We start from the raw sequence: 11,397 nt of genomic DNA, 5'->3' as shown, positions 1-11,397 counted from the left end.
AACCATCAAGATAGTCAGAAGAAGCTTGAACTTCTGACAAAGATGAGCGAGAAACCATCAAGATAGTCAGAAGAAGCATGAACTTCTGACAAAGATGAGCGAGAAACCATCAAGATAGTCAGAAGAAGTCTGAACTTCTGACAAAGATAAGCAAGAAACCATCAAGATAGTCAGAAGCAGACTAACCTTCAGATAGAGACTAGCATGAAAAATAATATACTTTTTCAAAAAAACCACCAAGCAAAGGAGTGTGAATCATGTTTTCAAAAAGGAAATCCAAGCTGACACGGCTGATGGCTGTCGTTCTGGCCATCATGCTTGTCGGCTATAACATACCTGTTGGTGTTATCACCAAGGTGTTTGCCCAAACAGGCATTAACCAAAAGGTATTCACCATGGAAATCTTAGAAAATGGTGCCCCCGTTCCTAATCAGGAAATAACCGGACATAACGCCAACAATGAGGTCAGTGTAACGGGCACCACCGACAAGGACGGCCTGGTCGAGTTTCCAGAACTCACTAATGCCTTATTCGATAAAAACAATCAGTTTGAGTTTTTAGTAGCTTCAAAGACTTTTTCCATCGTGCTAACAGAGGGAACCACTGACCACTATACTTACGATGTGGCTACTGAAAAACTGACTCTCGTAGAAGAACCACCTGCACCGCCGGTGAAAGCGAAATACACCGTGACCATCAACCAAACCGGTTTTGGTCAGATTAAACTAAACGACATCGACTACACAACCCCTGCCCAATTTGAAGAGGGGACAAAGGTAGACGTTGCCATTACTCCGGACCCGAATTACGAGATTAAAAACGTAAAAGTGAATGGGGAAGAAAAGAAGGTCACAAACAACGATGGATACATAGAAACAATCGATGCCCTTTCGGCGGATACCACGATTGACGTCCAGTTAGTGTTAAAAACCTACACGATTTCTTTTTCTAGCTATAAAAATGGAACCGTCAAGGATGAGCAAAACCAAACAATTAACTCGGACGGCGGGACGGTCAAGGTTCAGCATGGTTCTGATTCTTCATTTTCCGTTACCCCAACAACAGGCTACCATCTTGGAAACATCAAAATTGATGGAGCGGCTATTAATCTAGCGGACGAACTGGCACCGACCAAGGACGGTTACAAGTACACTTTTTCAAAAATGACAGAAAACCATCAGGTGGAAGTGACATTCGCGATCAATACCTATCAGGTGACGCCCTCTGTCCAAGGGGACCACGGAACGATTGAACTCGCACAGTCTGTAGTCGACTACGGCAGTGACGCGAAGGCGGTGATTACGCCGGAGGATAACTCTTACAAAGTCGCTGCCCTAAAGGTGAATGGGGAAACAATAGACCTCACCAACAACGACAACTTTGTTGATAATAATGACGGCACGAGTTACACCTACACCGTGAAAAATGTGACCAAGGATACGACGGTCGAGGTGTCGTTTGAGCGGATTGCGATGCTTGAGGGAGATTGGGAAACCTACGTCTCGATTAAACCGGCCTCTGGTTCGTTACTCAAATCCTACAAAGAGGGCAATAATGAGATTCGTGTGTATTCAAAGAATGCCATCGTCGTGGTATCGGCGATTGACCCCTATTACCGTGTCGACATCTCGGATTCGATTAAGCATTGGAAAGGGAATTATATTTTACGAGATTCAACTACGATTAAAAGATTGCTAGTCGCGAAGGGGCCTTTTGGCGGCGAGGAAATCAAGCTGCCGGGTCATTTAATTCTGTTGTTTGATACAGAAGGGCCAACGGTAGAGGAACCGACCGTCAAGGGTGACAACGAAGCAACCGTGGATGATGCGACCTGGTTCAGTGGCGGCGTCACCGTTTCAGGTAAGATTGAAAACACGGAGCAGACCTTTGATGGCGTGACTTTTTCCACCCCTATTGAAAAAGTGTATTACCAGAAGGGGCCTTATACTCCTTATGAACTAGGCATGGAAGCTACCTTTAATGCAGAGAAAAATAGCTATTCCTTCAAGCCTGACGATGAAAGGTACAGCGGGGTCTATAGCATTTGGGCGGTAGACCAAGCAGGAAACGCATCAACCGTGAAGTCGGTTCAAGTCAATATTGATAAAAAGGAACCGACGCTTGCTGACGGAGAAGCCGTTACTTTTGAACAGAAAAACGACGATTATTTTTCTAAAGTCTTAAACTTCCTTTCGTTTGGAACATTTTTCAATAAAGAAGTGGAAGTTACTGTTCGAGTGAAGGACGATGCCTCTGGTGTTGAGGCGATTTCACTAAAAACGAGCGATGAGAAGGTCGTTCCAAAGCTCGTGGACGGTAGCTTTGAAAAAGAAGGACTGTTTGCACAAGCGAAGTTCACGGTGGATGCGGAAAGCTTCAAGGGGACGTTCCATGTCACGGTAACCGACCATGTGAAAAATAAAAACGCCGAGCCGTACTTGGTGACGAAAGACAACTCGAATATCGAAGCCGACAACAGCGGCGTCGTGATGATTGAGAAGAAGGCACCAACTGCCAAGGTGGACGTTACGGCAAAAGAAAACGTTTCTTCGGATGGCGATGCGTACAACGGCGATGTCACTTATGATGTGACCGTTCAAGATGCAGAATCCGGCATTAACACGGTAAGGATTGATGTGAACGGGAAAAAGCTCGAATACGATTATTCCCATTTGACCGAGAAGCAGACGTATACGTTTGCGACGGATGATCCAGGTGTTTCCATTCATGAAGATGGAACGTACGTAGTTTCGATTTATGTGGTGGATAACGCAGGGAACACGAACATCGTCACAAAAACGATTTATGTCGATAAAACGGCTCCAGCCATCACTGACTTTAGTTTCTTAACGAAAAATGACCAGGGCAGCTATGAAAAGGTGGAACAAAACGTCACTCTGAAGGATTCGGTTGAACTGACGGGGTATGGTTACTTTTTCAAAAAGCCAACGCGCGTGAGTGTGAATGCAGAGGATCCTGTAGTGGCATACGAATACACAAGTAACGTTAAATCGCTGATTGTCTATTTAAAAGATTACGAGAGTGGAAAGTATTATGCTGTACTAGCCGACGGTTCTTTTAAAGAAATCGCGGAGTCTGCTGTTGATAAAATTGCACCGGTTCCTACTACAGGCGAATTTACTTTCGATGTCCCAGAAGCGTTCAAGGGGCAGATTTTTTCAAAAGCAACAGATCAGGTGAATAACACGGGTACGTTTGAAACGCCGGACGGCACCGTGATTGAAAACGAAAAACAGCATGCGAAGGAATTGCATATTACGCTTGAAAAAGCGAAAACGGGCTATAAGGATTCAAATAACTTAGAGCTTTATGCTAAAAATGTAGACGTGAATGTGAAGGTTGCGGATTCCTATTCAGGGATTCAGAAGGTGGAATGGTCAGTGGTTGCGCCTTATGATACGGCGAATAATCAGTCCGGCAGCCTGACGATCAACAATGATAAAACGTATGCAGCGGGCAGCTCGGTGGACGGTTGGCAGCAAACCAAGACCGATTTAAACCTTGTGACGGAAATGACCAAAACCCTTTCGGTAAAAAATAATAGCAATGCCATTGTGGTAAAGGTAAAAGTGACGGACCGAGCTGGGAACGTGTCGGAGGAGAAGATGACGTTCAGCATCGACAAGACGGCGCCGACGATTCAGGTTTCCTATGATAACAACCAATCCGACCCGGCAAATAAGGACTTTTACAAGGAAGGACGTACCGCGACGGTTGTGATTACGGAGCGTAACTTCAATGCCAAAGATGTGGTTCATAAGATCACGAATACAGATGGTGTGATTCCGAAGCTGGTGGGCTGGACGACGAAGGTCGATACGAAGGATCCGGATCAGACGACGCATACGGCCACGGTGAAGTATTCGGCCGATGGCGATTATACGTTTGATATGAAGTATAAGGATAATGCAGAGAATGAGGCACCTGGTTTCGCACAACAGAAGTTTACGATTGATAAAACCAAGCCTGTAATTAAGGTATCTTATAGTAATGGGGCGGCGGAGAATGGCAACTATTATAAATCTGCCCGGACCGCGACGATTTCCATTACCGAGCACAATTTTGAAACGAGCCGCATTAAGGTGTCAGGCACCGCAACGGATAATGGCAAGGGTGTTGCGTTCCCGGCGGTAAGTAGCTGGAGAACTAATGGTGATGTACATACAGCCACGATTCATTATTCGGCGGATGCCAAGTATCATTTTGACATTGATTACACGGATATGGCTGGAAATATCGCGGCTCATTATAAAGCGGATGAGTTCTTTGTGGACCAAACGGCTCCTAAGCTATCGATTACAGGTGTGAAGGATCAGTCGGCCAATAAGGGCGATGTGATTCCGGTGATTACTTTTTCGGATACGAATTTCGATAAAAATGCAGTTTCGATCAAGTTAGCTGGAGCGAACAGAGGCGGAGTGGACTTGAGCGGCCGATACGCAAATGTGGCGAACGGTCAGGTCTACACGTTCAACAATTTCACGAAGAAAAAGGAAGTTGATGATATCTATACGTTGACGGCGGCTCTTGTGGATATGGCAGGCAATCGGACCACACAAACGATTCAGTTCTCTGTCAATCGATTTGGTTCCGTCTATGTTTTTGATGAGGCGTTGAAACAGATTGATGGGAAGTATGTGAAAAATGAAACGGATGTTGTGGTAACGGAAACCAATGTGGACAGTTTGGAGCCTGAAACGGTGAAGGTTAAGATGACGAAGAACGGAACGCCGACTGACCTTGCAAAAGGGAAAGATTATACGTTAACGGAATCTGGCGGTAAAGGTCAGTGGAGTAAGTACAAGTACGTGATTAAAAAGTCGCTGTTTGCCGGCGATGGCAGGTATACGGTGGCGCTGTACTCTGAGGATGCGGCTGGCAATATCAATGAGAATATCGATGAGACGAAGAAGGCCGAGATTTCCTTTGGAATCGATAAGACGGCGCCTGTGATTGTTCCGATTGATATTGAAAGTGGGGAGCAATACCCGTTTGAGAATAAGTCCGTCACGGTTTCGATTAAGGATAATCTCGTTCTTAAGGGCGCTGAGATTTATGTGAATGATAAGAAGGTTGAGCATAAGGAAGAGGGAGAGAATTTCGTGTTTGATATTGGAAGCTCGAACTCTAAGCAGAATGTGAAGATTATTGCGGTGGATGCAGCTGGGAATGAGATGACTTCTAAGGTCAATGACATTCTCGTATCGACTAACCCAATCGTTCGCTGGTATAACAATACGCCTGTGTTCGCTGGCTCGCTTGGCGGTGTGGGCGGAATTGCTATTGCAATAGGTGGATACTTCCTCTACCGAAAACAAAAGAGTAAAGACGATCATGATGAAGTAGAAGATCGAGTGGTAGGATAGGAGGTTAATAGACCATGTTTGAAGAAACATCTCTTGTGATTGTGCTGTTGGTAGCTAGTTTACTTGTTAACCTCATTACATTGGTAATAGTAATTATGGTATTTAGGAAAAATGGGATGGGGACAAGCCGAAAAGAAGGGCGAGGCGGATCATCGCAGGTAGAGGCTGCTGCTTCAACTGCAGCTGTAACTGGCATCGTCTTCTGCCGTGCGTGTGGCAACCAATACGACTCAACCAGCCCGGCATGCCCGAATTGCAAGACAACACGATAAACGAAAAAACGGGGACAGTCCCCCAGCGCTTTAGCGCGGCGGGGGACTGTCCCCGTTTCTATGCAGTTTGAGTGATCTACTTCCTAATGTTATAATAATGGTAATTTACGTAAGGAGGGAAGTTAAAATGAAGCCAATTAAAGTAGAAAATGAGGAAATTAGAAAGGTTATTATTTCGGGAGAGGACTATATTCAAATTGATGATCGGAAATTCCTTTTGTTTGAAGTAGACCAAATTAAAGAACCCAATGTGTACGAAGTAACCGATTTGGATGAAGAATGTCAACTCAGAAAAGCATTGGAAGAGGATAATCCAATATTATCTGAAGAAGAAATCAACAAAATGTTGGGTATTTAAAAATGAAAGTATTATGGAGAAAATCGGCCATTCAATCCTTACTAGAGCTCGACAAATGGAGAGCAACCGTTGAACTACCCCAAATATCACCATACTTAAAAACCTCCTTTGAATTTTATTTTCAATCAGTAGACTATAGCATCTATATTCCGGGTAAAACAGTTTACATAAAAAGTTACCCAGTTGATTTACGGATGGTACTTATTTCTGTTGGTAAGTCTGATCCCTACAAAGTATTTTTTCGCCTCACATCTAGAAATATTGAGATCTTTTTAGTTAGGCACCCCCATCAGAAACCCTTAGGATAGTTCCTCAATATTTTGGGGACAGTCCCCCATCGCTTTAACGTAGCGGGGGACTGTCCCCTTGTCGTTCAACTTATTTTGTTTTAAGATTTATTCAGCAGACAACTTAATGGATGCAGGAGGATTATTAATGTCTAAAACCATCGTTGAAAAATTAAACTTGCTTAAATATAAGAAAGTCGTTGTATTGGACATGCCTGAGGGCGGAGAGTACTTTAACGGATTACCAGATTACGATACAACGTTTAGGGAAAAAGGGTATGATCTTATTTTTGCTTTTGTCCTTACGAAGAGTGAATTGAAAAAATTGATGGATTTGGTCATCGAGAAAAGATATCTAAATGAAAATGGATATATTTACATTGCGTATCCCAAAAAAGGGAATAAGGTTTATCAGACGTATATCCATCGTGATGAATTATTCGAGGCGTTAGGTGCGGATGAAGAAGGGTATGTTGGAACCAGCAGCATTAAATTTGCCCGAATGGTTGGACTAGATGAAGTATTTACAGTAGTTGGGCTAAAAGAAGAAAATCGAAATAAGAAAAGTAAAAGCTCAAAAGCAAGTCAGTGTGTGGATGATTACATTGCCATGATACCAGAAGTAGAAAAGGATTTGCAGGGCAAGGCGGACCTGCTTGCCTTCTACCAATCACTTACCCCGGGGTACCAAAAAGATTGGGCCCGTTATATTTATAGCGCAAAACAAGAGGCAACCAAAGAAAAGCGGCGGGAAGAAATGAAAATGATCCTTGGAGCAGGTTACAAAACTCGTGAACTCTATCGGAGTAGATAAGTGTGGGGACAGTCCCCCAGCGCTTTAGCGCAGTGGGGGACTGACCCCCACTACTTTACCGCTTCAGCAAGCAAATCTACAATATGGACGCCCCTTATTGTTGAAGAGAGTCCTTCCCGCTCGATACCAAGCTGCATTTGTAGCAGGCAGCCGGGGTTGGCGGTGACGATGGTGGTTGCGTGGGTCACTTTTGCTTGAACCATTTTATAGTCGAGCATCACCATCGAAGATTCCGATTCTACAATATTATAAATTCCGGCAGACCCACAGCAGCGGTCCGCATCCTTCATTTCTTGATAATGTACCCCCTGTATCGCTCGAAGCAGCGTTCTCGGAGCAGAAGCCGTTTTCATCACATTTCTCAGATGGCAGGAATCCTGATATGTGATCACCTGTGGTGGAAGATCTAGCTTCACCTTCTTATGAAAATCAACACCCACCAGAATTTCAGAAATATCCTTAATTTTCTCCTTGAAGGCCTTCGCCCGATCTTTCCAATCAGGGTCATCCTTTAAAAGATGATCATAATCAACTAGGAAGGCGCCGCAGCCTCCGGCATTCGTAATAATGTAGTCCACCTCTAACTCCTCAAACGCCGCGATATTTCTCTTTGCGAGTTCCTTGGCCCCGCCCTTTTCGCCGCTATGTCCATGCAAGGCCCCGCAACATGTCTGATCGCGAGGAATAACGATTTCACATCCAGCTAACTGCAACAATTTCATGGTAGCATCATTCGTTTTTAGGAACATTGTATCCATTAAACAGCCACTGAAAAAAGCAACTCGATGTACCTTATCGGCCATTGCCGGAAGATGCTCGGGTCTATTCTTCATTTCTTTCCTCGTCGATACCTTTGGCAGTATTTTTTCCATTGTGGCCAATTGTTCAGGTAAAAGTCCTAAATAGCCTATTTTTTGCGCAAAGGCTTGAAGCCCCGATCGCTGGTAAAATCCTAGTAGGCCAACCGCTCTTCTCATCCGGTTGGGGTGGGGGAAGAGCCCCTGAAACACCGTTTTTCTAAGTGCCTGTACTGGCAAGGAATACTTCTTGTTTTGATTGATAATATCCCGTGCATCCTCCAACAGATGACCATAATTCACCCCTGAAGGGCAGACCGGTTCACAGGCACGGCAGCCGAGGCAGAGCTCCAGTGAACGCTCGAAATCCTCATCTGGTTCAATCAACCCGTCAACGACCGCTTTCATTAAGGCGATTCTTCCCCGTGGAGAATGAGATTCCTTATAGCCTGATTCGATATAGGTAGGGCAGGTGGGCAGACAAAAGCCGCACCGCATACAGTTTAACAATTCATCCTCATTCATTTGGGCTTTAAATTGTTGTTGAATTTTTTCCCGTTCACTCAACGTTGTCATCTTGTAATCACCACACGTTTCTTGCTGTCTTTGGCAAATACCTTGCCTGGATTCATGATGTTGTTCGGATCAAATGCCATTTTGATGGCTTTCATCGCGGCTATTCCTTCTTTTTTCAGCTTCCATTCCAGGTATGGGGCCTTCATGGCACCAACGCCATGTTCCCCTGTAATCGTTCCACCCAGTTCAATCGCTTTTTCAAAAATCTCAGCAAAGGCTTGTTCTACTCGTTCTATTTCTTCATGGTCTCTGGCATCCGTCGCGCAGGTAGGGTGGAGGTTTCCGTCTCCTGCATGACCAAAGGTACAAATCGTGAGCTGATATTTTTCCGTAATTTCATTAATCGCCTTCACCATATTGGCAATCTCTGACCTTGGAACGGTCGCATCCTCGAGAATCGTCGTCGGTTTTAAACGGGCAACAGCTGAAAGGGCCGAGCGCCGTGCCGTTCTTAGCGCATCCGCTTCCTCTTCCGTTGCTGCAATCTGAATCGACACTGCCTGCTCCTGTTTACATACTTCCGCTATTTTTTTCATATCTCGTTCCACTACCTCTAAAGGACCATCCTGCTCGATTAAGAGAACGGCTTCCACATCGGTAGGCAGCCCAATTTGTGCGAAATCCTCCACCACCTTCAAGGTAGGTTGGTCTAAGAACTCCAACGTTGTCGGAATGATTTTATTCGCAATAATCTTGGAAACAGACTTGGCAGCAGCGGAAAGATCCTGATAGTGGACAAGCATCGTCTTTCTTGTTTCCGGCATCGGAATCAGCTTCAGCGTGGCTTCCGTAATCACACCCAGTGTGCCTTCAGAGCCAACTAAAAGACGAGTCAGATCATATCCGGCGACATCTTTTGCCAACTTGCCACCCGTACGGATGATGTCGCCGTTTGGCAGGACGGCCTCGAGGCCCATCACATAATCTCTAGTTACGCCATATTTCAAACCCCTTAGGCCACCTGAATTCTCATTAATGTTGCCGCCGATGGTTGAAATCTTCATCGAGCTTGGATCGGGCGGATAGAACAGGCCCTTTTCCTCGATAGCATGAATCATATCCAGAGTGATGACACCTGGCTGCACGGTGATGGTTAGATTTTCTTCATCTATTTCAAGAATTTGGTTCATGTGTTTAAAAAGAAGGACAATCCCGCCTTCTGTAGGGCAGGTTCCGGCACATAGATTCGTCCCGGAACCGCGTGGAACGATCGGAATCTTATATTCGTTACAGAGCTTTACGATTTCTGCCACTTCCTGTTTTTTGCGCGGGCTGACCACGGCATCCGGCATCGACTGGAAATTAGGTGTGGCGTCATACGAGTAAACTAAGCATTCTGTTTTCGAATCAGCAAAATTTTCCTTGGTTACAATAGAAATAAGTTTTTCTGATACTTCCCTCGAAAGCATTGTTTTTTCCCCATCCTTATTTATCAAAATTTAATTATGTTATATGCAAGCCTTTCCAAAAATACTTCCTCAAACTGTGAACAACCTCTATATTCCTTATTTACAAGTCTATTATAATTCATTTTTGAAACTTTGTATTAAAAAAATAATAATATATTGAAACATAATTTCAACGGTGCTATACTGTGTTTAGAAAGCGGTATCATTATTTTTTTTACAACCGAAATACAAAAGGATGATAGGTATGTTAGAACATTTAACGACGGAAGGTCGTAATGAGAAAACAATGCACCTGGACCAAATGAAAGCGATTGATTTTTTGGAGGTGATGAACGAAGAAGATATGAAGGTGGCTTATGCTGTAAGGCAGGAGCTGCCACACATTGCAAAGGCCGTGGAAATGATCGTCGCCGCCTTTAAAAATGGGGGAAGATTAATTTATATGGGTGCAGGGACAAGCGGCCGAATTGGCTTGCTCGATGCAGTAGAATGTCCGCCGACCTTTAATACTTCTCCGAATGAAGTCATTGGCCTGATTGCCGGTGGTGAAAACGCCTTTATTAAAGCCGTCGAGGGTGCAGAGGATAGTCTGGAATTAGGGATTCAAGATTTAAAAGGCATTCAGTTAACAAACAAGGATGTTTTAGTAGGAATTGCAGCCAGTGGTAGGACTCCCTATGTACTAGCAGGACTGGAATATGCAAAGAATATAGGAGCCAAGACTGTGGCAATCAGCTGTAACAAGGAGTCAGAAACGGGCAAGATTGCCGAGGTCGCGATCGAAGTAGTTAGTGGTCCGGAAGTCCTGACAGGCTCTACCCGTTTGAAGGCGGGTACTTCACAGAAGCTTGTCTGCAATATGCTTTCAACAGCCTCCATGGTCGGGATTGGGAAAGTATATGGTAATTTGATGGTCGATCTTCAGCTAACCAATGAGAAGCTGGTAGAACGGGCCAAACGCATTATTATGGAAGCAACAAACTGCCCTTATGAAATTGCCGAAGAATTTTTAGCAAAAGCAGATAATAAACCGAAAGTCGCCATTATTATGATTTTAACGAATGTTTCCTATGATGAGGCAGTGAATCGATTAGAGGCAGCAGAAGGCTTTGTAAGAAATGCAATCTAAACTATCCCTTGTAAAGGAGAATGAAAATGAAAGTATTATTCGTATGTTCAGGTGGAATGTCAAGTGCAATCGTGGTTAACGCGCTAAAGAAAGAAGCGGAAAAAGCGGGTATGGAAATCGAAGTGTTAGCAGTTGGAACACAAGAATTTGATGCGGAAGTACAAAATGGCTGGGATGTAGCAATGGTTGCTCCACAAGTCAGACACCGTTTTGATGGCTTCAAGGAATCTGCAGATGCAGCGGGCGTTCCGTGTCAAATTATTCCGCCACAAGCCTACAGCCCACTTGGCGGCCCGACATTATTAAAACTTGCTAATGAGCTAAAAAAATAATTTTTCTAGATACAGAAAACATTTAAAGGGAGAAAT

The 11,397-nt window shown here is 44.3% G+C and carries 9 protein-coding genes; 7 read left to right on the top strand and 2 right to left on the bottom strand.

From position 1 onward, the window contains the following. Positions 1-257 precede the first annotated feature (257 nt). The 5 genes from AC3A54_RS16795 (at position 258) to AC3A54_RS16775 (ending at position 7,118) form a co-directional block, all read left to right on the top strand. Positions 258-5,387 carry an Ig-like domain-containing protein gene (locus tag AC3A54_RS16795; protein ID WP_487655331.1) on the top strand — a complete coding sequence of 1,710 codons (5,130 nt, stop codon included), beginning with the start codon at positions 258-260 and terminating at the stop codon, positions 5,385-5,387. A 116-nt stretch (positions 5,388-5,503) separates the two neighbouring features. After that, positions 5,504-5,659 carry a hypothetical protein gene (locus AC3A54_RS16790; protein ID WP_487655330.1) on the top strand — a complete coding sequence of 52 codons (156 nt, stop codon included), beginning with the start codon at positions 5,504-5,506 and terminating at the stop codon, positions 5,657-5,659. 127 nt (positions 5,660-5,786) lie between these two features. Next, positions 5,787-6,017: a hypothetical protein gene (locus AC3A54_RS16785; protein WP_335544316.1), complete on the top strand. Its 231-nt coding sequence runs from the start codon at positions 5,787-5,789 to the stop codon at positions 6,015-6,017. Between the two features lie 2 nt (positions 6,018-6,019). Next, positions 6,020-6,325: a hypothetical protein gene (locus AC3A54_RS16780; protein WP_487655329.1), complete on the top strand. Its 306-nt coding sequence runs from the start codon at positions 6,020-6,022 to the stop codon at positions 6,323-6,325. 127 nt (positions 6,326-6,452) lie between these two features. Beyond that, the gene (locus tag AC3A54_RS16775) at positions 6,453-7,118 is read left to right on the top strand and encodes a YdeI/OmpD-associated family protein (protein WP_487655328.1); all 666 of its coding nucleotides are present in this window, start codon (positions 6,453-6,455) and stop codon (positions 7,116-7,118) included. A gap of 50 nt (positions 7,119-7,168) precedes the next feature. On the opposite strand, the gene AC3A54_RS16770 is transcribed toward AC3A54_RS16775, so the two are convergent. Beyond that, positions 7,169-8,491 carry a (Fe-S)-binding protein gene (locus AC3A54_RS16770; RefSeq protein WP_487655327.1) on the bottom strand — a complete coding sequence of 441 codons (1,323 nt, stop codon included), beginning with the start codon at positions 8,489-8,491 and terminating at the stop codon, positions 7,169-7,171. Continuing rightward, positions 8,488-9,900, bottom strand: a complete 1,413-nt coding sequence (glcD, locus tag AC3A54_RS16765; protein ID WP_487655326.1) for a glycolate oxidase subunit GlcD — start codon at positions 9,898-9,900, stop codon at positions 8,488-8,490. Before glcD ends, AC3A54_RS16770 begins: the two co-directional genes overlap by 4 nt. 235 nt (positions 9,901-10,135) lie before the next feature. Between glcD and murQ the strand changes: the two genes are divergently transcribed. Then, the gene (gene murQ, locus AC3A54_RS16760) at positions 10,136-11,029 is read left to right on the top strand and encodes an N-acetylmuramic acid 6-phosphate etherase (RefSeq protein ID WP_487655325.1); all 894 of its coding nucleotides are present in this window, start codon (positions 10,136-10,138) and stop codon (positions 11,027-11,029) included. Between the two features lie 26 nt (positions 11,030-11,055). Further along, positions 11,056-11,361 carry a PTS sugar transporter subunit IIB gene (locus tag AC3A54_RS16755; RefSeq protein ID WP_487655324.1) on the top strand — a complete coding sequence of 102 codons (306 nt, stop codon included), beginning with the start codon at positions 11,056-11,058 and terminating at the stop codon, positions 11,359-11,361. Positions 11,362-11,397: the final 36 nt, after the last annotated feature.

The sequence above is a fragment of the Neobacillus sp. Soil_C_43 genome (genome assembly GCF_057656715.1).
The sequence above is the reverse complement of the archived record's forward strand: the minus strand, read 5'-3'. Positions and strand labels throughout refer to the sequence as shown.